This is a genomic window from Sphingopyxis sp. TUF1 (assembly GCF_036687315.1).
Lineage (GTDB): Bacteria > Pseudomonadota > Alphaproteobacteria > Sphingomonadales > Sphingomonadaceae > Sphingopyxis > Sphingopyxis kveilinensis.
Genome location: NZ_CP144683.1, coordinates 991088 through 1012698 on the forward strand (window position 1 = coordinate 991088; position 21611 = coordinate 1012698).

Consider the following 21611-nt stretch of genomic DNA (forward strand, 5'->3'; position numbering starts at 1 on the left):
AGTCTCTCCTATACGTTTTCCAGCAACCGCTCGGCCTGCGCCCTTGCTTCCTCGGTCACCTCGGCCCCCGAGAGCATCCGCGCGATTTCTTCGCGGCGGCCTCCGTCGTCCAGGGCGTGGACGCTCGTGCGCGTCACCGTTCCCTCGCTCGATTTGGCGATGATGAAGTGGAAGGCGCCCTTGGCCGCGACTTGCGGGCTGTGCGTCACAGCGAGCAACTGCTTTCCGGCGCCGTCCCCTGTTCCCTTGGCAAGCCTTGCCAGCCGCTCGCCAATCGCGCTTGCGACGGCGCCGCCGACGCCGCGGTCGATTTCGTCGAAGATGATCGTGTCGGCGCCGCCCTCTTCGGCGAGCGCGACCTTGAGCGCGAGGATGAAGCGCGACAGTTCGCCGCCAGATGCGATCTTGGCGAGCGGCGCAAAAGGCGCGCCGGGGTTGGTCGAAATGAGGAATTCGACGCGGTCCATGCCGTCGGCGCCCCACCGGTCGGCGGGAAGCCGCTCGACGAGCGTCTGGAAGCGTGCCGCATCGAGCTTCAGCGGCACCAGCTCGCCCGCGACCGCCGCATCGAGCCGCACCGCCGCCTTTGCGCGCTGATCGGAAAGCGCGGTCGCCGCATGGGTATAAGCGGCGGCAGTCTCGGCGACCGCGGCTTCAAGCTTCGCAAGCCCCGCGCTGCCGCCCTCGATCGCATCGAGTCGCGCGGCGAGCGTGCCGGTCAGTTCGGCGAGTTCGTCGGGCTGGCACCCGTGCTTGCGCGCCATTGCGCGCAGTTCGAACAGCCGCGTCTCGGTCGCCTCGAGCCGTTCGGGATCATATTCCAGCGCGCGCGCCGCCTCGTGCAGCTTGGTCTCCGCTTCGTCGGCCTCGATGATCGCACGGTCGAGCGCCGCGAGCGCTTCGGCGAGCAGCACATGGTCGCCCGCGAGCCGGTCGAGCCGCCGCGCCGCGCCGCGCAACAGCGCCGGGCCGCCGTCGCTGCCGTCGAACGTCTCCATGATCGCGCCGAGATCGCCTGCGAGCCGTTCGCCCTTCTGCATCGCCGCGCGCGCTTCGGACAGTTCGGCATCTTCGCCGGGTAGCGGATCGAGCGCCCGTAATTCGGCGACGCAATGGCCCAGCCATTCGCGGTCACGCTCGGCTTCGGAAATCGCGGCGCGCGCGGCGGCCAGCTTTTCCTCGGCGGCGCGCCATGCCGAATGAGCGGCGGCGACCGCGGCGGTGTCGGCGCGCGCATAGGCGTCGAGCAGCGCGCGGTGCCCCGCTGGCGCGAGCAAGCCGCGATCGTCGTGCTGGCCGTGGATTTCGACGAGATGCCCGCCGACCTCGCGCAGCAGCGCCGCCGAACAGGGCTGATCGTTCAGGAACGCGCGGCTGCCCCCGTCGGCTTTGAGCGTGCGGCGCACGATCAGCGGCTCGCCCGGTTCCTGCGTCAGATCATTGTCGGCGAGCAGCGCGGCGAGCGGGCTGTCTGCCGCGGGCGCGGTAAAGCTCGCCGTCACCTGCGCCTTGTCCGTCCCTTGCCGCACCAGCGCGCTGTCGGCGCGTGCGCCGAGCGCAAGGCCCAGCGCGTCGAGCAGGATCGATTTCCCCGCCCCCGTCTCGCCGGTCAGCACGCCCAGCCCGGCCTCGAAATCGAGGTCGAGCCGTTCGATCAGAACGATGTTGGCAATGGACAATGCGGTCAGCACGCGCCGTCCTTACCGCAGAACAAAATACGAATCTATTCGGTAGTCGCACGTCGCCCCCGCGAAGGCGGGGGCCGCTATCGGCATCGTGAATGGTCGCTGGCGGCCCCCGCCTTCGCGGGGGCGACGGCCAGGCATCAGGCGCTCGGCGCGTGCCGTTGCATCAGCTTATAGGCGCGCTCATACCATTCATTGCCCGGATAGTTGGCGCCGAGCACCGCCGCCGACTTCTTTGCCTCGGCCGGAATGCCGAGCGCGAGATAGGATTCGGTCAAACGGTACAGCGCCTCGGGCGCGTGGCTGGTCGTCTGATATTTGTCGACGACCTCGCGGAACCGGATCGACGCCGCCAGCCAGTTCGAGCTGCGCTGATAGAAGCGGCCGATTTCCATCTCCTTGCCCGCAAGATGGTCCTGCACCAGATCGATCTTGAGTCGCGCGTCGGCGGCATAGCGGCTATCGGGATAGCGGCGGACGATCTCGCCGAGCGCCGCCTGCGCCTGCTGCGTGATCTTCTGGTCGCGCGTGACGTCGCTGATCTGTTCATAATAGCTGAGCGCGATCAGATAATAGGCGTAGGGCGCGTCCTTGTTGCCCGGGTGGATCGCAAGGAAACGCTGCGCCGCCTCGATCGCCGGGGTATATTCGCGGTCCATATAATAGCTGAACGAGCTCATCAGCTGCGCCCGGCGCGCCCACGGCGAATAGGGATGCTGACGCTCGACCTCGTCGAACAGCGCCGCGGCGAGGCCATATTGCTGGCGGTCGAGCCGCTCCTGCGCAGCGCGGTACAGCGTATTGACGTCGCGCGCGACATACCGCGTGTCTTTCTTGACGCCGCTGCCCCCGCCGCAGGCGGCCAGCATGGGCGTGATCACAAGTGCGGCGGCGAGCAGGCGCAGAGGCGCGCGCGAAGGGACAAGCTGAGTCATGCGCGCGGTATAGCCACAGCGCGGATGAACGCAAAATAAATGATGGGCTGACTGTCGGGTTTCGCAGTCGCCTCGGGACGCGGGATCATCCGCCTTTGACGACGCAGCCCTTGGCCAGATCGGCGGGCGCGGGGACGCGGCGCGCGGTTCGGATCGTGACATGCGGCTCGAGGATCTGGCCCACCATCACCCCCTCGCCCGCGGTCGGCGAGATCGGCGCGTTGAAAATCGCCGCAGCAACGTCGGCGCCTGCGACAATCTCGCCAAACACCGCAAAGCCCGCGCCGTCGCCGCCCGGGGCGTCGGCGTCGAATCCCTTTATGTCGGAAAGCAGCAGGAAAAAGTCGGTCGTCGCATCGCCGGGATTGAGCCGCGCCATCGACAGCGCGCCCTTGCAATTGGTGAGACCGGTCTTGGTCGTCGGCTCGTGCGCGATCGGCGGGAAATTCCGGCTCGCGTCGCCGCGATTGCCTGCCTGGATCAGTTGGTTCGCCGAACCCCAGCTTTTGGTCGAGCGGTAAAATTTGAACCCATCCATCCGCTTCGTATCGACGTAGCGCAGGAAATTGGCGGCGGTCACCGGCGCGCGCTTGTCCTCGATCCGCAGGGTGATCGTCCCCAGATCGGTCTTGAGCGCGACATAGGGCCGCGTGTCGGCATCCACGACCGGCGTTGCGGGCGCGGGAATGGAGGGCACCGGCGGCGGCAAGTGCGTCGCCTGCGGTGGAATAGAGGGCGATTGGGCGGCGAAGATCAGCGCGGTAACAAGGTTCAGCATGGCGCCGATCATAAACGCAACCGCACCCCCGAAGCGAGTGGTTTTGGATCATCGCGTAGGACCGCCCGCACGATGCATGCTCGATTGGAAAATAGCGAAGGGCGCGCTAGGCCGTGCACGGTCAGGAGAGCCTTGCGATGCCCGATACCCCCGATGACGAGACTGCCCCCCAACCAGCGCCCCCGATGGCGACAGAGGTCGGATCGCGCTTTTTACGCTACCTGCCGCTCATCACGATCGCGCATTTCGTCATCGGCCTGCCTGCGCTGATCGCCTCGCTCGCGCTGGCCTATTTCGCCTTTGTTCAGGCCGACGCAACGCAGAAGATGCAGACCGGTGGGGCCATGCCCTTCGTGACTGTCGGGACGAGCAATGTCGATGCCGAAGGCAACCCCGACATCGCGCTGACGCTGACGAACAACGGCGTGGGTCCGGCAATCCTGGGGCCGATCGAAATCCGCTATAAGGGAAAGCCCGTGACAACGCCGATCGACATGCTCGAGCGCTGCTGCACCGCGACCGACGCGCGCGGCCTGTCGTTCGCCACCGCACCTTCGAGCCGTATCGCGGTGCGGCCCGGCGAGACTATCGAAATCCTCAGCCTGCCCCGCACCCCCGTGAGCGAAACGGTCTGGCGGACGTTCAACGTCGAGCGGTGGAAACTCGATGTTCGCTCCTGTTATTGCTCGATCTTCAACGATTGCTGGATAACCGAAGGGATGCAGGGACTGCCCAAGCCCGTCAAGCAATGCCCCGCCGACTGGTCGCTGTACGACGAAGATGCGCGACAGCGGTTCGCGACTGGCAATAAGGGATAATTAAACCGATCGGTTGACTATGACAATCGATGTGTCATGTTCAACCATATGGTTGAACATGATTCGTACACTCTCGACACCATCTTCCAGGCTCTCGGCGACGCGACGCGGCGGGCGATGCTGGGCGAGCTCGCCGACGGCGAACGCAGCGTCGGCGCACTGGCCGAACCCTTTACAATGTCGCTCGCGGCGGCATCGAAACATATCAAGGTCCTCGAAAAGGCGGGCCTTGTCCGCCGCGACGTCCGCGGAAGGACACATATGTGCAGCCTGAATCCGGTTCCGCTGATGCGCGCCGACCAGTGGCTCGATATTTATCGCCGCTTCTGGACGGGCCGTCTCGACACCCTCGAACGGCTGCTTGGCGCCGCGCCGACGCGGCCGCCCAACTCACCTGCTTCCCCGAACAACAAGGAGAATCATGATGACGACGACGCTTGACCAGGATCGTTTCGGCACGCTGACCGAACCGGCCACGCTGACGATTTCCCGTATGCTCCCCGGTCCAATCGATCGGGTCTGGACCTATCTGACCGACAGCGAACTGCGCCGGCAGTGGCTGGCGTCCGGGGCGATGGAACAAAAGGTCGGCGCGCCGGTCGAGCTCGTCTGGCGCAACGACGAACTCACCGACCCGCCGGGAACGGCGCCCGAGGGTGTGAGCGGTGACCACCGGATGCTGTGCAAGGTTCTCGCGATCGATCCGCCGCGGCTGCTGTCGATCAGCTGGGGCAGCACCGGCGGAGTGACCTTCACGCTCGAGGAAAAAGACGGCGAAGTGCTGCTCACCATCATCCACAAGCGCATCGAGGATCAGAGCGTCCTGCTCAACGTCAGCGCGGGCTGGCACGCGCATCTCGACGTCCTCGAGGCGCGCACGCGCGGAACCGAACCGGCGCCGCACTGGGACAATTGGGCCCAGCTGCGCGAACTATATGCGGAGCGCTTGTTCGACTGAGCACAAGGGAAAGGATGACGGAGGGGCCGCGCGCGCGGCCCCTTTTTTTGTGTTTGGCAGCGGGCCGAAGCGGACCAATATCCTCCCTGTCGCGCAGCGATGGGGAGGTGGCAGCGCGAAGCGCTGACGGAGGGGGCATGGCGCCGACATCGCGGCCCCTCCGCCACCGCCTGCGGCGGCTGTCCCCCTTCCCATGGCCTTCGGCCACAGGGAGGATTCAACTTCTCCCTCTCGCCCGAGACGGACATCCTCCGGAACGAAAAAGGGGCCACCTCGCGGCAGCCCCTTCTCTGTTCGCTAACCGAAAGACTTAGTCCTTCAGGAAATCAGGCACATGACCCTGATCTTCCGGACCGTCGCTGCGTTCGCGGCCGCGATCGCCTCTGGGACCACGATCGCCGCCACCATCGCGGCGGGGGCCACGATCGCGGCCGCCGCGGCCGCGGTCGCCGCCGTCGCGGCGCGGGCCGCGGTCGCCGCGGTCACCACGCTCGCGAGGCTCGCGCGGCGGGCGGGTGTCTTCGAGTTCCTCGCCGGTTTCCTGGTCGACGACGCGCATCGACAGGCGAACCTTGCCGCGCGGGTCGATCTCGAGCACCTTGACCTTGACTTCCTGACCTTCGGACAGGACGTCGGCTACCTTTTCGACGCGCTCATTCTTGATTTCGCTGACGTGGACCAGGCCGTCCTTGCCGCCCATGAAATTCACGAATGCGCCGAAATCGACGAGGTTGACGACCTTGCCGTCGTAGATTTTGCCGACTTCGGCTTCCTCGACGATGCCGCTGATCCACTTGCGGGCGGCCTCGATCTGGTCGAGGTCGCTCGACGAAATCTTGATCAGACCTTCGTCGTCGATGTCGACCTTGGCGCCGGTGGTTGCAACGATCTCGCGGATCACCTTGCCGCCGGTGCCGATGACGTCGCGAATCTTCGCCTTGTCGATCTGCATCGTTTCGATACGCGGAGCGTGCGCCGACAGTTCGGTGCGCGCTTCGCCCAGCGCCTTGTTCATCTCGCCGAGGATGTGCGCGCGGCCTTCCTTGGCCTGATTGAGCGCGGCCTCGAAGATCTCACGCGTAATGCCCGCGATCTTGATGTCCATCTGCATCGTCGTGATACCCTCCGACGTGCCCGCGACCTTGAAGTCCATGTCGCCGAGATGATCTTCGTCGCCAAGGATGTCGCTGAGGATCGCATAATCCTTGCCTTCGAGGATCAGGCCCATCGCGATGCCCGACACCGGCCGCTTGATCGGCACGCCGGCGTCCATCATCGCGAGCGAACCGCCGCACACCGACGCCATCGACGATGAGCCGTTCGACTCAGTGATGTCGCTGGTCAGGCGGATCGTATAGGGGAACTCGTCCTTCGTCGGCAGCACGGGGTGCAGCGCGCGCCACGCGAGCTTACCATGACCGACTTCGCGGCGGCCCGGCGCGCCGAAGCGGCCGACTTCACCGACCGAATAGGGCGGGAAGTTATAATGCAGCATGAAGTTCTGGTACGACAGGCCGTTCAGGCCGTCGATCATCTGCTCCGCATCCTTGGTGCCAAGCGTGCAGGTCGCGATCGTCTGCGTTTCACCGCGGGTGAACAGCGCCGATCCGTGCGCGCGGGGCAGGAAATGCGTTTCGGCGACGATCGGACGAATCTGCGTCGTCGTGCGTCCGTCGATGCGCTTGCCGTCCTTCAGGATCGCGCCGCGCACGATTTCCGCTTCGAGCTTCTTGGTCAGTTTGATGCCCGCCATCACCTGCTGCGGGTCCAGCCCGTCGGCGGTGAACTGCTCCTTCGCCTTCGCGCGCGCTTCGTTGAGCGCGTTCGAGCGGGCCGACTTGTCGGTCAGCTTGTAGGCGGCGGCGATGTCCTTGCCGATCAGCTTCTTGAGCTTGTCCTTGATGTCGGCATTGTCGTCCGACGATGCGATTTCCCACGGATCCTTGGCGGCCTGTTCGGCGAGCTTGACAATCGCCTTGACCACTTCCTTGCACGCGTCGTGCGCGAACAGGACGGCGCCCAGCATGACCTCTTCCGACAGCTCATTGGCTTCGGATTCGACCATCATCACCGCATCGTAAGTGGCGGCGACGACCAGGTCGAGGTCGCCTTCGGCAACCTGCGCGTCGGTCGGATTGAGGATATATTCGCCGTCGATATAGCCGACACGCGCGGCGCCGATCGGGCCCATGAAGGGCACGCCCGAAATGGTGAGCGCGGCCGACGCCGCGACCATCGCGAGGATGTCGGGCTCGTTATGGCCGTCATAGCTCAGAACCTGGGCAATGGCGTTGATTTCGTTATAGAAACCTTCGGGGAACAGCGGGCGGATCGGACGGTCGATCAGGCGGCTGACCAAAGTTTCCTTTTCGGTCGCGCCGCGTTCGCGCTTGAAGAAGCCGCCCGGGATGCGGCCTGCGGCCGAATATTTTTCCTGATAATGGACGGTCAGCGGGAAGAAGTCCTGCCCGTCCTTCACCGACTTGGCGGCGGTCACGGCGCACAGGACGACCGTTTCGCCCAGCGTCGCCATCACGGCGCCGTCGGCCTGACGGGCAACCTTGCCCGTTTCGAGGGTCAGCGTTTCACCGCCCCACTCGATCGATACTTTTTTCACGTCAAACATGTGGTTTCCTTCGCCCGCCGGGCCCTATGCCGGGCGGGGCCTCTGTGTCCGGGCAGTCCGGCCCGGGGCGGTGCGGGGCCGTTTCTTGGCCCCTTGCTTGCGAAACCGCCGCCGAATTGCGGCGGTTCCTCCAACTCCGTTCGCCCTGAGCTTGTCGAAGGGCCTTTCTTCCTTCTCGAAGAAAAGGACGGGGTTTCGACAAACCCCGGATCAAGTCCGGGGCCGAACGGATAAAATGAAAGCGGCTCCGAACCCGGAGCCGCCCTCGAATTCTTATTTACGAAGACCCAGCTTCGCGATCAGCGCCTGATAGCGGCCCTCGTCCTTCTTGCGAAGATAGTCGAGGAGGCTGCGGCGCTTGTTGACCATCATCAAAAGGCCGCGGCGGCTGTGGTTGTCCTTGTGGTGCGCCTTGAAATGCTCGGTCAGCGTGTTGATGCGGTCGGTGAGGATCGCAACCTGGACTTCCGGCGAACCGGTGTCGCCCTTTTCGCGGGCATTGTCCTTGATGACTTCGGCTTTGCGCTCGGCGGTAATCGACATAGTTTCTTTCCTCGAACATCATGGCTTAAAGATTGAAGCCGCGGACCACCTTCAGCGTTCCCGCCAAAGCCTCCACCAGGGCGACGGGACGCATATCGCTGCCCCTTCCCCAATAGAGCCCGTCATCCGCGCTTACCCCGGTCCAGACACGACCCTGACGGATCGCCCCTGCCGCTTCCGGGGAAAGGTTCAGAGCCGGGATGTCGACCAGCCCTGCCTCGAGCGGCAGAAATATTTCTGATTGCGCGGCCCCTTGGCCGAAAGCGTTCAATTTGTCCAGCGAAATCGCCTGTTCGAGCGTGAAGGGTCCGGCTTTGGTGCGGCGGAGCATCGTGACATGGCCGACCGTGCCGACGGCGCGCGCAATGTCGCGGGCAAGGCTGCGTATATAGGTGCCCTTCGAGACGTGGGCGGTAAGGGTGATGGAGCCGATCCGGCCTTCCCTACCCTCGTCACCCCGGACTTGATCCGGGGTCCCGCTCAGCGACGGTGACAAGCGGGGCCCCGGATCAAGTCCGGGGTGACGAAGTGAGAGCGCATAAACCGTCACCCCCCGCGCCTTCATCTCGACGGCCTCGCCCTTGCGCGCGCGATCATAGGCCCGCTCCCCGTCGATCTTGATCGCAGAGTAAGCCGGCGGAACCTGCTCGATCGGCCCGGTGAAGCGCGGCAACACCGCATCAATCTCCGCCAGCGTCGGCCGCACGTCGCTGGTCGCCACAACGTCGCCCTCGGCATCAAGGCCCGCGGTCTCGGTCCCGAACTGTATGGTAAAGTCGTAAACCTTGCTCGCATTGAGCATCCGCCCGCACAGCTTCGTCGCCTCGCCGAGCGCGATCGGCAGCACCCCCGACGCCAGCGGGTCGAGCGTCCCGCCATGCCCGACCTTGACCTTCCCCAGCCCCGCTTCGCGACACACGCGCTTGACCGCGCCGACCGCCTGCGTCGAGCCCAGCCCCAATGGTTTGTCGAGGATGATCCAGCCGTTCATCGCCGCGGCGCTAGGCGCGCCGGACCGCGCTTGTCAATTTGCCGCGGGCTTTTCGCCCATGATGTCCTTCGCCTTGTCGCGCTTCGACGGGGAGGTGGCAGCGGCTTTGGCCGCTGACGGAGGGGCCATGGCGCGACGTCGCTGGCCCCTCCACCCTTCGCTTCGCGAACGGTCCCCCTCCCCATCGCTGCGCAACAGGGAGGATTATTTCTGCCACTCCCCGGCCAATATCGACCACAGGCCCGTATCGCGCACATGCCCGGTCCACGTAATCCGCTCGGCGCGCAGCACACCCTCCTTGACGGCCCCCAGCTTGGCCATCGCCGCCTGCGACCGCTGGTTCCGTTCGTCGACGCGGAATTCGACGCGGCGGATGCCGACGGCGAAAGCGTGATCGAGCAAAAGCCGCTTCACGCGGCCATTGAGGCCGGTGCCGCGCACGGCGGGATGAATATAGGAGGTTCCAATTTCGACCGTCTGCGCCGACACATCGGCGCGAAGCCATGCCGTCATGCCGACCAGCACGTCACCGTCTATAATCGCATAGGGCATCCGGCTCTCATGGCCGATGAGCGCCGCAAAACTGGCATCGAAATGGCCGGGACCATAGCTGACCGCATAGATCGGCCAGATGTCGAGGTCCGCCGCGCAGGCAGCACGCAAGGCCTCGCGGTGCGCTTCGGCCAGCTTGACGAGCCGCAGGTCGCCGTCGGCCAGCTCGACATAAAGCCGGTCAAGCATCGGCCGCCGCCTCGCGCCGCTTGGCCATAAAATGCCGCCGGCACATCGCGACATAGCGGTCGTTGCCGCCGATCTCGGTTTGCGCGCCCTCGACTACCGCGCGGCCGCTTTCGTCGACGCGCAGGTTCATCGTCGCCTTGCGGCCGCATTCGCACACCGCCTTCAGTTCGACGAGTGCATCGGCAAGCCCGAGCAACGCCGCCGAGCCCGCAAACAGGTTCGCCGCAAAATCGGTGCGAAGGCCATAGCAGAGCACCGGAATATTGGCCTCGTCGGCGAGCCGGGCGAGCCCGAGCACCTGCTCGCGCGACAGGAATTGGGCCTCGTCGACGAGCACGCACGCGAGCGGGCGCTCGGCGTTCTCCGCGCTCACCGCCGCGAATAAATCGCTGTCGGGGTCGAATTTATGCGCCTCCGCCATCAATCCGATGCGGCTCGTCACCTGCCCGGCCCCATATCGATCATCGAGCGCGGCGGTCCACAGCATTGTCTCCATGCCGCGCTCGCGATAGTTGAAATCCGCCTGCAGCAGCGTTGTCGATTTGCCTGCATTCATGCTGGCATAATAGAAATAGAGCTTGGCCATACGTGCCGCGATAACGCGCCAATTCTCGTCCGTCACCCCGGACTTGATCGGGAGTGATATACATGACAAAGCGACTTGAATCTGCTAGGGGTGATAACCGACAGGCCGGTATTCGAGATATTGAAGAAGCGTTTGGGACACAGCTAAGCGGCGCGGAGTTCTACCGCGCAGCCGTCACCTTTTTGCGCGAGTATTTTGAGCGCGATGCCGATCTAACTCTTCCTTTATCCGAGGCAGAAGACATAGCTGCCGGTATCGTTCAGCGCGCCGCGCAGCCTGTTGATCACCTAGATACCCCACGAGATCGGCAGTAGAATGTGTCAGGTTTTCGATATCACGCGCTATTCGTTCCGCAACGCCGATTGGATAAACTGTAATGCCGCCGCGGAACTGGCGTTCGATATCAGCCATGTCATGACCAGCGGTAACCTTGATTCTAAGGGCGCTGTATTTCTCAGGCGGAACGACTAGAAGCGCGTCGTTCAACCCCGGGGCGATTCCAATCAAATAATGAGCAAAACAATTCCGGTGAGTTTCCAGCGAAGCCCTCCAGCGCGAGAATGCGAGCACCAATTCATTGTCCGCAGCATTGAACGAAGCGCTGGTGGCCGCATCGAGTGCTTCTCTCTTTGCTCGCGCATTACGCAGGGAGAGATAGACGGCAATTCCCGCTTCCGTTTCATGGGCGCCCATTGCTCGGCTCAAGATTCTCGCGGTCTGAGTTTCTAAACTCGACCACAGGCTGATTATTCTAGCAATGATCAACCCGAACTCTGGCCGCATCTCAATCGCGCCATGTCCAAAATACGGCATCAATTTCGAGTGCTTAGGTAGGAATGGATAAGGCTGCTGGTTTGTCGGCTTCGGTCGCTTGTCTATGACAGATGGGCGATCCTCATCTGCTTTTTTGGAGGCGAAGCCGACGTACTCGGCACTATGGTCACAGTGATAGCAGTGACCAACCAAGACAACGCCAACTGGCCATTGGTGTGGCGTTTTACCGTTCGAAGGATCTATTTCGACCGCAATGTGCTTCTCGCACTTCTTGCAAGTGACCCCAAAATACCAATTCCCAGCCTTTATTGACGGATGCACCGCAGAAGGTATCTTTGAAACCATGACCGCCCCCGATCACAAAGAAGAAGATGTTCTTCGCCGAATGCTGGCGACACCGCATAAGCCGCATAAACCGGCAAAGGAGTCGAGTCCGAAATCGCCTAAGGATCAGGATCAGCGAAAGTAGCGTTTTCGCTTCTCACCAAATTGACGAGGCGGCCCGACCTTCTCAGGCTGCGATGTTATCAGTCCGCCGATAAGTCAGGCGCTTGCCGGTGATGCCTTTAAGCGCCAGCTCGCAGCGCTCGAAATCGTTGCCTTTGCGGGTGTTGTAGCGGAAATCGAATTCCGCGCAGTAACGGTGCAGATGGGTCGCGCTCATGTGGTAATAGGTACCGACCACACCGCGTTTCAGGATCGAAAAATAACCTTCGACGGTGTTGGTGTGAGCTACGCCGCGCACGTATTCGCCGGATGAGTGGTTCACCACCTCATGTTTGAAAACGCGGCCCATGTGGCGATACTGGCCCGCATCGTCGGTGCAAAGCAGGGTTGCAGCGTCGATCTGGCTGGTAAGGATGGGGCGGAGGTTCGCGGCGGTGACGCTCACAACGTGCGTCGAACGAACGCTGCCGTCACGTTCAACGAGCGAGAACACGGTTTCCTTGCCCCAATTGCCGCCAACGCGACGGGTCGCTCGCTTACTCTTATGGCGGTTCTTTTCCTTGCCGCCGATGAAGGTTTCGTCGGCCTCGACAATCTTGCCTTCGCCACCAAGGGGAGGCTCGCCATCGACGGGGCGCATGGCCTCACGAATACGGTGCGACATGAACCATGCCGTTTTCTGTGTGACGCCCAACATGCGCGCAAGCTGATGACCGGACATGCCACGCTTGGACGAGCAAAGCAGGAAGGTCGCCAACACCCACTTATGAAGGGCAATCTTGCTGCTCTCAAATACCGTGCCGACCGTCACCGAATACTGCTTACGGCAATCGTTGCACTGGATCACGCCGTCGCGGATCGCGCCTTCGGGGTGCGCCTTGGTGGGGCGGCCACGTTGTGCAGGAAGGCGCTTTGCGGCGAACGAACCACAATGTGGGCAATACGGACCTTGCGGCCAGCGCAGCGCTTCGAGGTGCTCGCGAGCGGCGGTTTCGTTGGTGAAGCGGGGTGCGGTAATGTCCATACCTCTACCTACCGGCAGAAGGTTGCTTTGTCAAGTATATCATTCCCGACTTGATCCGGGGTCCCGCTTTTGATCGTCGCCAAGCGGGACCCCGGGTCGAGCCCGGGGTGACGACGTCTGGTGAGCATCGCTTGACTCCGCCCGCCCCCCTGTCATGCTGCGCACAAATATGCAGCACAATAAGTGGGGGAGAGCTGCCATGCGGCTGATGCCGGTGACCGATGCGATGTTCCTGTGGGGGGAAAGTCGCGAAATGCCGATGCATATCGGCGGCATCAATCTCTATACGCTGCCCGACGGGGTCGACGAGACCGAGTGGCTGAACGAACAGCTCGCGCTGCTGCGACAATCGGAAGGTCTCAGGCGACCGTTCAGCGAGGTGCTGAAACTGACGCCCTTCGGGCAGTATGGCCCGATCCGGCTCACGCCCGACCGGGACATCGACATGCACTATCATGTCCGCTCCGCCGCACTGCCCAAGCCAGGGCGTTACCGCGAAATGTTCGAGCTCGCCTCGCGGCTCCATTCGGGGCTGCTCGACCGGACGCGCCCCTTGTGGGAAATCACGCTCATCTCGGGGCTGCCCAATCGCCAGATTGCGACCTTCAAAAAGGTTCACCACGCGCTGATGGACGGGGCGGCGAGCATCCATTTCTACAACTCGATGTTTTCGGCCGACCCCGACGAGCGCCGCACCGCGTCCCCGCTCTCGGTCGAAGCCTATGAGGCGTACAAACGCAAATTCCCCGCCCCCAAGAAACCGCCGCGCCCCGACCTCACCGACATCAAGGCGATCGGCGATTTCCTGAAGGAGCAATGGGGCAACAGCGTCGGCGTCACCAAGGCAATGAACCAATATCTCGCCGCGATGTTCGGCATCGGCGGCGACGGCCTCGTCACGCCTTTCGCCGGGGTGCCGCGCACCAGCTTCAACCGCAACATCACCGGCGCGCGCCGCTTCGTCGCGCAAAGCTGGTCGCTCGAGCGCGTGCGCGCGATGGGCAAGGCCTATGACGGGACGATCAACGACGCGGTCCTCGGCATGTGCGCGGGCGCGATGCGCAAATATCTGCAATCGCTCAACGAGCTGCCCGACAAGCCGCTGAAAGCCATGGCGCCGGTGTCGATCCGGCCCAAGGACGACGTCGATTCGGGCAATTCGGTCGCGTCGGTGACCGCGAACCTCGCGACGCATATCGACGATCCGGCGGCGCGCATGGCGGCGATCCAGGAATCGATGAACTCGGCCAAGGCGCAACTGCGCGCGATGACCGCGCAGCAGATCCAGCTCTACACCGCGATCACCAGTTTTCCGCAGATGCTCACCGCGCTCACGCGCACCGCCGACAAATTCCCCGCCTATTCTGCAACGATCTCGAACGTCCCCGGGCCGCGCGAGCAGATGTACTGGAACGGCGCGCGCCTCGACGGAATGTATCCCGCGAGCATCCCCGTCGACGGCATGGCGATGAACATCACCCAGGTGTCGAATTTCAGGAACATCGACTTCGGCATCACAGCCTGCCGCCGCAGCGTTCCGCACGCGCAGCGGATGATCGATTATCTGGAGGACGCGCTGGTCGAGCTGGAGACGGCGGCGGGGATCAAGAAGGCGAATTCCAAAAACTAACCCGTTCGCATCGAGCGAAGTCGAGATGCCCATCGGCTTGGCGTAAGTTCGCGGGGTGTCTCGACTTCGCTCGACACGAACGGAATTCAGGCGTCGGTATCGTCTTCAGGCGTTGCCAAATCGCGCGCCACCTTCGGATCGCGCAGCAACTTTTCGATATGGCTCGCCTCGTCGAAGCTTTCATCGGCAAGGAACTTCAGCTTTGCGGCATATTTCATCCGCACCTTCGACGCGACGGTCTTCTGGAGGTATGCGGTGTTCGTGCGCAGCGCCTTCAGCACCGCCTCTTCGTCCTTGCCGAGCAGCGGCTTCACGAACACCGTCGCGTGGCGGAGGTCGGGGGACATCCGCACCTCGGTGATGCTGACGGGGTGCGTCGCAAGGACGTCGTCGTGGACGTCGCCGCGTGCAATGATCTCGCTCAGGATGTGGCGCACCTGCTCGCCGACGCGCAGCACGCGGACCGACGGCCCCTGATCCTTGTCGCCCTTTTTCACTTTGCCTTCTTCTCTTCGTCCAGTTTCGCGACGATGCGCGCGATCGAGCGCATGTTACGCGCGGTGCCCTTGCAGCCCAAGCGCCTTTCGATGAAGGCGCCGGTGAGCTTGCTGTCGGCGACGCCGTCGCCATAGTCGAGAAACAGCATGCGCTTGCCGAGCGCGAGCTTCTCGCCGCCGCGGCCAAGATGATCGCCAACCAATTGATCGAACTGCGCCTTTGTCGGCTGGTCAGTCAGATACATGGTGTGAACGAACTTGTCCTCATTCGTGCCTGCGAAGACATTGTCCGACACCCCCGCCGCCAATTCATCGCGGTCGCGCACCACCACCGCGCTCGTCATGTCGAAACGCTCGTCGACCATCATCGCAAGCTTTTCCTCGAGCCCGCGCGTCGGACGCGCGTCATGGTCGAACAGCACATTGCCGCTCGCCACGACGGTTTCGACGTTGCTGAAACCCTCAGCCTCGAAGGCCGAACGCAGATCGACCATCTTCAGCCGGTTGCCGCCGACATTGATGCTGCCGAACAGGGCGACGTAACGCGCCATGGTCCCGCCTTAATCCCGTGTCCCCGCGCAGGCGGGGACCCAGAGCGTCAGAGCGTCAACGTCGGATACAAATCTTGCCACAGCGGATTATTCTCTTCGATCTCGCGCAATTTCCAGACGCGATTCCATTTCTTCATACGCAGTTCGTGAGCGCGAGCATCCTGAATGTCGTCGAACGCAACGAACCATACCAGCAGCTTGCAACCATAGCGCTTGGTGAAACCCGACACGACGCCTTCGCGATGCTCCCAAACGCGTTTCAGCAAGTCGCTGGTCACACCAATGTAGATGGTACCGTTGCGACCGCTCGCCATGATATAAACATAGCCGGGTCGTCCGCCCATCTCGTCCGGTTCCTTGCCGCTCTGGGTCCCCGCCTGCGCGGGGACACAAAACAGGGTTTACAGCGTCCGGTCGCGAAGCTCGACCTCGAACACTTCGAGATTGTCGCCCGCCTTGATGTCGTTGGTATCGGACAGCACGACGCCGCACTCGAGGCCCGCGCGCACTTCGGCGACATCGTCCTTGAAGCGGCGGAGCGACGCGATCGTCGTGGCCGAGACGATGACGTCGTCGCGCGTAAGGCGTGCGTGCAGCCCCTTGCGGATGACGCCTTCGAGCACGAGCAGGCCCGCGGCCTTGTCGCGCTTGCCGGCGGGGAAGACGTCCTTGACCTCGGCGCGGCCGACGACGGTTTCGATCCGCTCCGGACCCAGCTCGCCCGCCATCTCCTTCCGGACCTCGTCGGTCAGGTGATAGATGACGTCATGGTACATGAAGCGCACTTTTTCGCGTTTCGCGATCTCGCGCGCCTTGGCGTTCGGGCGGACGTTGAAGCCGATGATCGGCGCGTTGCTCGCCGCCGCCAGCGTTACGTCGCTCTCGGTGATCGCACCAGCGCCCGACTGGAGCACGCGGACCTTGATCTCGTCGGTCGATATCTTGTTCAGCGCGTTGACGATCGCTTCGACCGACCCCTGCACATCGCCCTTGATGACCACCGGGAACTGGATGACGTTCGCCTTGTCGGCGAGTGCCTCGAACATGCCTTCAAGGCTGACCGGCGCCTGCGCCGTCCGCTTGCGAAGCGCCTGTTCCTGGCGATAGGCGGCGACTTCGCGGGCGCGCGCCTCGTTTTCGACAACGGTCAGCGTATCGCCCGCCATCGGCACGCCGCCAAGGCCGAGCACCTCAACGGGCATCGACGGCCCGGCAGCCTTGATCTGCTGACCCTTATCGTCGATCAGCGCGCGGACGCGGCCGCTTTCAGCGCCGCAGACAAAGATGTCGCCGACCTTGAGCGTGCCGCGACGGACGAGGATCGTCGCGACGGGGCCGCGGCCCTTGTCGAGCTTCGCCTCGACCACCGTGCCTTCGGCGGCGCGATCGGGGTTGGCTTTGAGCTCCATGATCTCGGCCTGCAACGCGATCGCATCGAGCAGCTTGTCGAGGCCGGTCTTCTTCAGCGCCGACACTTCGACATTCTGCACGTCGCCGCCCATTTCCTCGACCACCAGCTCATGCTCGAGCAGACGTTCGCGGACACGTTGCGGGTTGGCGCCTTCCTTGTCGACTTTGTTGATCGCGACGATGATCGGCACGCCCGCCGCCTTCGCATGGTTGATCGCCTCGATCGACTGCGGCTTCAGGCCATCGTCGGCCGCCACCACCAGAATGACGATGTCCGTGACATTGGCACCGCGCTGCCGCATCTCGGTAAAGGCTTCGTGACCCGGCGTATCGAGGAAGGTAACGAGCGAACCGTCGGGAGTCGTCACCTGATAGGCGCCGATATGCTGCGTGATGCCGCCGGCCTCGCCCGCCTGCACATTCGCGCCGCGCAGCGCGTCGAGCAGGCTGGTCTTGCCGTGATCGACATGGCCCATGATCGTCACCACCGGCGCGCGCGGCTTCAGATGTTCGGCATCGTCGACATCCTCGTCGTGACGGATGTCGATGTCGCCTTCGCTGACGCGCTTGATCTCGTGCCCGAATTCGGTGACGAGCAGTTCGGCGGTGTCCTGGTCGATCGTCTGGTTGATCGTGACGGGGCTGCCCATCTTGAACAGCGCCTTCACCAGATCGCTGCCCTTTTCGGCCATGCGGTTCGCCAGTTCCTGCACGGTGATCGTGTCGGGAACAACGACTTCACGGACCTGCTTCTCGCGCGGGCCGGAGAAGCTGGTGTGCGAGCGCTTTTCCTTTTCGCGGGCGCGCTTCAGCGCGGCGAGGCTGCGCGCGCGCGCGCCCTCGTCGTCGTTCAGCGCGCGCGTGACGGTCAGCTTGCCCGACTGGCGACGATTTTCCGCGCCGCGGTTGGCCTTGGGCTCGGGACGCTTGGGTTCGGGGCGCTTCGGCGCTTCGACCGGGGTAAAGCGGCGCGGCGCCGGGGCGGCGCTGGTCGTCGCGGGCCGCGGCGCGGCCTCGCCCTGCCGCTCGGCGGCGGCGGGCGCAGCATCGGCAGCTTTTTCCTGTTCCGCAGCCGGGGCGGGCGCCGGTTCGGCGGCCTCGACCGTTCCCTGTTCATCGCGCTTTTCGGCGCGGGCCTTTTCTTCCTCGGCGGCGCGCGCGCGCGCGGCTTCTTCGCGGCGGCGATTTTCCTCGAGCGCCGCCATGCGCGCCTCTTCGGCCTCGCGCAGCAGCTGCGCCTGACGCTCCTGGCGCGTCATCAGGCTGTCGGGCGCGGCAGGCTTGGGCGCTGCCGGCTTGGGCGCCGCGAGAGCCGGTGCGGGCGCGGGCGCAGCCTGGACCTCTTCGGTTTCGGGTGCGGGCGCAGCCTCGCCCGGCCGGCCCAGCACGCGGCGGCGCTTCACCTCGACCACCACCGTATTGCGGCGGCCGTGGCTGAATTGCTGCTGCACCTGTCCGGCCTCGACCGTCCGCTTCAGGCCCAGGGGCTTGCGGCTAAGGGTCGGCTTGTCCTGTTCGTCACTCATCGAAAACCATCATTCCTTCAAAACGCGTCCGACGCGGCGCTGCCCGGCGGCAACGCCCCAATATTTTCCGCGCCGGATACGGGCGCGGTGTGCGGGTCGGAATCGCGGTTGGCCGCGTCCCTACTCCATCCGGTGAAAAACTGCCAGCGGCTCAAATGCGCGAGCACCCGTGCCGCGGCGCGGGCATCGGTAATCGCCAGATGCACCGCATTCTCGCGCCCCAATGCCATAGATAGGGTGCCGCGGTCCACCGGCAAGACCAGACCTTCGCGGCCCGAACCTTCGTCATCCTCACCGACGCGCCACGCCTGCGCGAGTTTCTTGCGGCCATCCTCGCCCGCATCCTTGGCATGGAGGAGTAGGCGAACCTGCCCCTTGCGCGCCGCGGTTTCGATCTTTTCATTGCCGCTGAGCAGAGTTCCCGAACGCGATTCCAGCCCTAGCCGATCGAGCGTCGCGCGCTGAAGCTGCGCCTCGATCCGCGCACCGAGGTCATCGGGAATCGTGAAATTGCCCTCGTGAAGCGCACGCGCCAGCCCGCCTTTCAGCTTGCCTTTCGCCTGTGCGACTTCAAGCGCCGCGCGATCGACGCCGATCCACGCGCCGCGTCCCGGCGCCTTGCCGTGGACGTCGGGCGCGATCGTGCCGTCGGGCCCGAGCGCGAGGCGCACGAGCCGTTCGGCCGGCGAAACCTCGCCGGTGATGACGCAGCGCCGCTCGGGCACATGCTGGCCGCGCCGACCAGCGCGGTCTGGTTCGCTCAGCTGATCATTGTGCGGGGTCCGCATCGGCGGCCTCCCCGGCTTCGGCAGGCGCGGCTGCTTCGGGTTCGTCTTCGAACCAGTGCGCGCGCGCCGCCATGATGATCTCGTTGCCCTGCTCTTCGCTCAGGCCATATTCGCCGAGCACGCCGCCCTTGTCCTCGGCGCGCTCGCTGCGCGCCGGGCCACGGCGATTGTCCTGGCGCTTTTTCGCGATCAGTTCGTCGGTCGCGAGGTCGGCAAGGTCGTCGAGCGTCTTGATTCCCGCCTTGCCGAGCGTGACGAGCATCGCTTCGGTCAGGTGCGGAATGTCCGCAAGCGCGTCCTCGACGCCCAGTTCGCGGCGTTCTGCGCGCGACGCTTCCTCGCGGCGCTCGAGCCCTTCGAGCGCACGGCTTTGCAGCTCCTGCGCCAGTTCGTCGTCGAAGCCTTCGATGCTCGCCAGTTCGTCGATGCCGACATAGGCGACTTCTTCCAGCTCGCTGAACCCTTCGGCGACCAGCAGCTGCGCGAGCGTTTCGTCGACGTCGAGTTCTTCCTGGAACATCGTCGAACGCTCGACGAATTCGCGCTGCCGCTTCTCGCTCGCGTCGGCCTCGGTCATGATGTCGATCTGGCTGCCGGTCAGCTGGCTGGCGAGGCGGACATTCTGGCCGCGGCGGCCGATGGCAAGGCTCAGCTGATCGTCGGGAACGACGACTTCGATGCGGCTGTCATCCTCGTCGATCACGACGCGCTGCACCGTTGCCGGCTGGAGCGCGTTGACGACGAAAGTCGCGGTATCTTCGGACCAGGGGATGATGTCGATCTTTTCGCCCTGCATTTCCTGGACGACCGCCTGCACGCGGCTGCCCTTCATGCCGACGCAGGCGCCGACGGGGTCGATGCTGCCGTCATAGCTGATGACGCCGATCTTCGCGCGCGAACCCGGATCGCGCGCTGCGGCCTTGATCTCGATGATGCCGTCGTAAATTTCGGGCACTTCCTGCGCGAACAGCTTCTTCATGAAGTCGGGGTGCGCGCGGCTGAGGAAAATCTGCGGCCCGCGCGTTTCGCTGCGCACCGACAGGATCAGCGCGCGGACGCGGTCGCCGACGCGCATCAGTTCGCGCGGGATCTGCTGGTCGCGGCGGATCACACCCTCGGCGCGGCCCAGGTTGACGACGATATGGCCGAATTCGACCGATTTCACGACGCCGGTGATGATCTCGCCCGCGCGGTCCTTGAACTCCTGATACTGGCGCTCGCGGTCGGCTTCGCGGACCTTCTGGAAAATCACCTGCTTCGCCGACTGCGCGTCGATGCGGCCAAGGTCGACCGCGGGCAGCGGATCGACGATGAAGTCGCCGATCTTGGCGTCCTTCTGCAACTTCTGCCCGGCAGCGAGATCGACCTGCTTGAAATAATCCTCGACCGTCTCGACCACTTCGACGACGCGCCACAGGCGAAGGTCGCCGGTCTGCGGGTCGAGCTTCGCACGAATGTCGTTCTCGGCGCCGTAACGCGCGCGCGCGGCACGCTGGATCGCTTCCTCGATCGCCTCGATGACGATCGCCTTGTCGATCATCTTCTCGCTGGCGACGCTGTTGGCAATCGCGAGCAGCTCGGCCTTGTTGGCGGAAATGGCAGTGGCCATCAGTCCTGTCCTTCTTCTTCCATTTCGTCGGCGCCCTCGGTGGAGAGCGGAACGGTTGCGGCAATCAATTTGTCGGTGAGGACCAGCTTCGCCGTGTCGATCGCATCGAACGGCAGCTTATGCTCCACCCCTTCCTTATCCGAAATCGTGACGACATCGCCGTCGATGCCGACGAGCGTGCCGTTGAAGCGCTGGCGCCCGTCCAGCTTTTCCTTGAGCGCCACCTTCACCTCATGCCCCGCCCAGTCGGCGAAGTCGGCGGGCCTCGTCAGCGGCCGGTCGATGCCGGGCGACGAGACTTCGAGCCGATAGGCGACATCGATCGGGTCCTTGCCCGCTTCCTCGAGCGCGTCGAGCCGGTCGGAGATGCGGCGCGACAGTTCAGCGCAATCGTCGATCGTCAGCTGGCGCGTGTCGGGCCGCTCGGCCATCACCTGCAAGGTCGGGTCGCTGTCGCCGCCAAAAAAAGCGACGCGCACAAGCGCGAGGCCCATCGCCTCGGCTTCGGGCGCGATGATCGCATTCAGGGCGTCGAAATCGACCAAGCTCTGTTTCCAAATCGGACGACCGGAAAGCCATGCAGAAACAGCCGCCGCGGCCCGCGGCCCCGACGTCCCAACTGGCTAACCATGTCAAGAAGTAAGGCGCATATAGGCGCGCGACGGTGAGTCGGCAAGGGGGAATGGCGTCGGCG

General features: G+C 64.1%; 21 protein-coding genes. 4 read left to right on the forward strand and 17 right to left on the reverse strand.

Going from position 1 to position 21611, the window contains the following annotated elements:
- Positions 1 to 8: 8 nt before the first annotated feature.
- The 3 genes from recN to VSX77_RS04715 all read right to left on the reverse strand — a co-directional run bounded on the left by recN (position 9) and on the right by VSX77_RS04715 (position 3398).
- Positions 9 to 1691, reverse strand: coding sequence for a DNA repair protein RecN (recN, locus tag VSX77_RS04705; protein ID WP_338426503.1), 1683 nt, complete (start codon positions 1689 to 1691; stop codon positions 9 to 11).
- Positions 1692 to 1825: 134 nt separating this feature from the next.
- Complete coding sequence (locus VSX77_RS04710) at positions 1826 to 2620, reverse strand: outer membrane protein assembly factor BamD (RefSeq protein ID WP_338426504.1); 795 nt, start codon at positions 2618 to 2620, stop codon at positions 1826 to 1828.
- 85 nt (positions 2621 to 2705) lie between these two features.
- Positions 2706 to 3398: a peptidylprolyl isomerase gene (locus VSX77_RS04715; RefSeq protein WP_338426505.1), complete on the reverse strand. Its 693-nt coding sequence runs from the start codon at positions 3396 to 3398 to the stop codon at positions 2706 to 2708.
- A 137-nt stretch (positions 3399 to 3535) separates the two neighbouring features.
- Here VSX77_RS04715 and VSX77_RS04720 point away from each other — a divergent pair, with 137 nt between their 5' ends.
- The 3 genes from VSX77_RS04720 to VSX77_RS04730 are packed head-to-tail and all read left to right on the forward strand — an operon-like array spanning position 3536 to position 5174.
- Complete coding sequence (locus tag VSX77_RS04720; protein ID WP_338426506.1) at positions 3536 to 4216, forward strand: hypothetical protein; 681 nt, start codon at positions 3536 to 3538, stop codon at positions 4214 to 4216.
- 36 nt (positions 4217 to 4252) lie between these two features.
- Positions 4253 to 4657: an ArsR/SmtB family transcription factor gene (locus tag VSX77_RS04725; RefSeq protein ID WP_338426507.1), complete on the forward strand. Its 405-nt coding sequence runs from the start codon at positions 4253 to 4255 to the stop codon at positions 4655 to 4657.
- Positions 4641 to 5174 (forward strand): SRPBCC family protein, encoded by a 534-nt coding sequence (locus VSX77_RS04730; RefSeq protein WP_338426508.1) that lies wholly within the window; start codon positions 4641 to 4643, stop codon positions 5172 to 5174. Before VSX77_RS04725 ends, VSX77_RS04730 begins: the two co-directional genes overlap by 17 nt.
- Before the next feature lie 310 nt (positions 5175 to 5484).
- On the opposite strand, the gene pnp is transcribed toward VSX77_RS04730, so the two are convergent.
- The 7 genes from pnp to VSX77_RS04765 form a co-directional block, all read right to left on the reverse strand.
- The gene (gene pnp, locus VSX77_RS04735) at positions 5485 to 7800 is read right to left on the reverse strand and encodes a polyribonucleotide nucleotidyltransferase (protein WP_338426509.1); all 2316 of its coding nucleotides are present in this window, start codon (positions 7798 to 7800) and stop codon (positions 5485 to 5487) included.
- Positions 7801 to 8073: 273 nt separating this feature from the next.
- On the reverse strand, positions 8074 to 8343 hold the full coding sequence (rpsO, locus tag VSX77_RS04740; protein ID WP_136173326.1) for a 30S ribosomal protein S15: 270 nt from the start codon (positions 8341 to 8343) through the stop codon (positions 8074 to 8076).
- Between the two features lie 25 nt (positions 8344 to 8368).
- Positions 8369 to 9334, reverse strand: a complete 966-nt coding sequence (truB, locus tag VSX77_RS04745) for a tRNA pseudouridine(55) synthase TruB (RefSeq protein WP_338426510.1) — start codon at positions 9332 to 9334, stop codon at positions 8369 to 8371.
- 204 nt (positions 9335 to 9538) lie between these two features.
- Positions 9539 to 10075, reverse strand: a complete 537-nt coding sequence (locus tag VSX77_RS04750; protein WP_338426511.1) for a GNAT family N-acetyltransferase — start codon at positions 10073 to 10075, stop codon at positions 9539 to 9541.
- Complete coding sequence (locus VSX77_RS04755; RefSeq protein WP_338426512.1) at positions 10068 to 10661, reverse strand: thymidine kinase; 594 nt, start codon at positions 10659 to 10661, stop codon at positions 10068 to 10070. The genes VSX77_RS04750 and VSX77_RS04755 overlap by 8 nt, the downstream gene beginning before the upstream one ends.
- A 174-nt stretch (positions 10662 to 10835) precedes the next feature.
- On the reverse strand, positions 10836 to 11780 hold the full coding sequence (locus VSX77_RS04760; protein ID WP_338426513.1) for a hypothetical protein: 945 nt from the start codon (positions 11778 to 11780) through the stop codon (positions 10836 to 10838).
- 166 nt (positions 11781 to 11946) lie between these two features.
- The gene (locus VSX77_RS04765; protein WP_338426514.1) at positions 11947 to 12906 is read right to left on the reverse strand and encodes an IS1595 family transposase; all 960 of its coding nucleotides are present in this window, start codon (positions 12904 to 12906) and stop codon (positions 11947 to 11949) included.
- Positions 12907 to 13105: 199 nt separating this feature from the next.
- Between VSX77_RS04765 and VSX77_RS04770 the strand changes: the two genes are divergently transcribed.
- Positions 13106 to 14536, forward strand: coding sequence for a WS/DGAT/MGAT family O-acyltransferase (locus VSX77_RS04770; RefSeq protein WP_338426515.1), 1431 nt, complete (start codon positions 13106 to 13108; stop codon positions 14534 to 14536).
- A gap of 86 nt (positions 14537 to 14622) precedes the next feature.
- Here VSX77_RS04770 and rbfA read toward each other — a convergent pair whose 3' ends face one another.
- From rbfA to rimP, 7 genes are read right to left on the reverse strand one after another with little or no spacing between them, the layout of a single operon-like run.
- A complete protein-coding gene (gene rbfA / locus VSX77_RS04775; RefSeq protein WP_338426516.1) occupies positions 14623 to 15033 on the reverse strand; it encodes a 30S ribosome-binding factor RbfA in 411 nt (136 codons plus the stop codon).
- A complete protein-coding gene (locus VSX77_RS04780; protein ID WP_338426517.1) occupies positions 15030 to 15584 on the reverse strand; it encodes a DUF1697 domain-containing protein in 555 nt (184 codons plus the stop codon). The genes rbfA and VSX77_RS04780 overlap by 4 nt, the downstream gene beginning before the upstream one ends.
- 47 nt (positions 15585 to 15631) lie before the next feature.
- A complete protein-coding gene (locus VSX77_RS04785; protein WP_338426518.1) occupies positions 15632 to 15928 on the reverse strand; it encodes a GIY-YIG nuclease family protein in 297 nt (98 codons plus the stop codon).
- 57 nt (positions 15929 to 15985) lie between these two features.
- Complete coding sequence (gene infB / locus VSX77_RS04790; RefSeq protein ID WP_338426519.1) at positions 15986 to 18520, reverse strand: translation initiation factor IF-2; 2535 nt, start codon at positions 18518 to 18520, stop codon at positions 15986 to 15988.
- Between the two features lie 17 nt (positions 18521 to 18537).
- Entirely contained in the window at positions 18538 to 19308 is a 771-nt protein-coding gene (locus VSX77_RS04795; RefSeq protein WP_338426520.1) for a DUF448 domain-containing protein, read from the reverse strand.
- Positions 19289 to 20917, reverse strand: a complete 1629-nt coding sequence (gene nusA / locus VSX77_RS04800; protein ID WP_338426521.1) for a transcription termination factor NusA — start codon at positions 20915 to 20917, stop codon at positions 19289 to 19291. The genes VSX77_RS04795 and nusA overlap by 20 nt, the downstream gene beginning before the upstream one ends.
- The gene (rimP, locus tag VSX77_RS04805) at positions 20917 to 21462 is read right to left on the reverse strand and encodes a ribosome maturation protein RimP (protein ID WP_338426522.1); all 546 of its coding nucleotides are present in this window, start codon (positions 21460 to 21462) and stop codon (positions 20917 to 20919) included. Before rimP ends, nusA begins: the two co-directional genes overlap by 1 nt.
- Positions 21463 to 21611: the final 149 nt, after the last annotated feature.

What these genes read in the sequence shown, in the direction of transcription:
- VSX77_RS04710 (WP_338426504.1), bottom strand. Translation starts at nt 2,620, where the DNA reads ATGACTCAGCTTGTCCCTTCGCGCGCGCCTCTGCGCCTGCTCGCCGCC.
- VSX77_RS04715 (WP_338426505.1), bottom strand. Translation starts at nt 3,398, where the DNA reads ATGCTGAACCTTGTTACCGCGCTGATCTTCGCCGCCCAATCGCCCTCT.
- VSX77_RS04720 (WP_338426506.1), top strand. Translation starts at nt 3,536, where the DNA reads ATGCCCGATACCCCCGATGACGAGACTGCCCCCCAACCAGCGCCCCCG.
- VSX77_RS04725 (WP_338426507.1), top strand. Translation starts at nt 4,253, where the DNA reads ATGTTCAACCATATGGTTGAACATGATTCGTACACTCTCGACACCATC.
- VSX77_RS04730 (WP_338426508.1), top strand. Translation starts at nt 4,641, where the DNA reads ATGACGACGACGCTTGACCAGGATCGTTTCGGCACGCTGACCGAACCG.
- pnp (WP_338426509.1), bottom strand. Translation starts at nt 7,800, where the DNA reads ATGTTTGACGTGAAAAAAGTATCGATCGAGTGGGGCGGTGAAACGCTG.
- rpsO (WP_136173326.1), bottom strand. Translation starts at nt 8,343, where the DNA reads ATGTCGATTACCGCCGAGCGCAAAGCCGAAGTCATCAAGGACAATGCC.
- truB (WP_338426510.1), bottom strand. Translation starts at nt 9,334, where the DNA reads ATGAACGGCTGGATCATCCTCGACAAACCATTGGGGCTGGGCTCGACG.
- VSX77_RS04750 (WP_338426511.1), bottom strand. Translation starts at nt 10,075, where the DNA reads ATGCTTGACCGGCTTTATGTCGAGCTGGCCGACGGCGACCTGCGGCTC.
- VSX77_RS04755 (WP_338426512.1), bottom strand. Translation starts at nt 10,661, where the DNA reads ATGGCCAAGCTCTATTTCTATTATGCCAGCATGAATGCAGGCAAATCG.
- VSX77_RS04760 (WP_338426513.1), bottom strand. Translation starts at nt 11,780, where the DNA reads ATGGTTTCAAAGATACCTTCTGCGGTGCATCCGTCAATAAAGGCTGGG.
- VSX77_RS04765 (WP_338426514.1), bottom strand. Translation starts at nt 12,906, where the DNA reads ATGGACATTACCGCACCCCGCTTCACCAACGAAACCGCCGCTCGCGAG.
- VSX77_RS04770 (WP_338426515.1), top strand. Translation starts at nt 13,106, where the DNA reads ATGCGGCTGATGCCGGTGACCGATGCGATGTTCCTGTGGGGGGAAAGT.
- VSX77_RS04780 (WP_338426517.1), bottom strand. Translation starts at nt 15,584, where the DNA reads ATGGCGCGTTACGTCGCCCTGTTCGGCAGCATCAATGTCGGCGGCAAC.
- VSX77_RS04785 (WP_338426518.1), bottom strand. Translation starts at nt 15,928, where the DNA reads ATGGGCGGACGACCCGGCTATGTTTATATCATGGCGAGCGGTCGCAAC.
- infB (WP_338426519.1), bottom strand. Translation starts at nt 18,520, where the DNA reads ATGAGTGACGAACAGGACAAGCCGACCCTTAGCCGCAAGCCCCTGGGC.
- VSX77_RS04795 (WP_338426520.1), bottom strand. Translation starts at nt 19,308, where the DNA reads ATGCGGACCCCGCACAATGATCAGCTGAGCGAACCAGACCGCGCTGGT.
- nusA (WP_338426521.1), bottom strand. Translation starts at nt 20,917, where the DNA reads ATGGCCACTGCCATTTCCGCCAACAAGGCCGAGCTGCTCGCGATTGCC.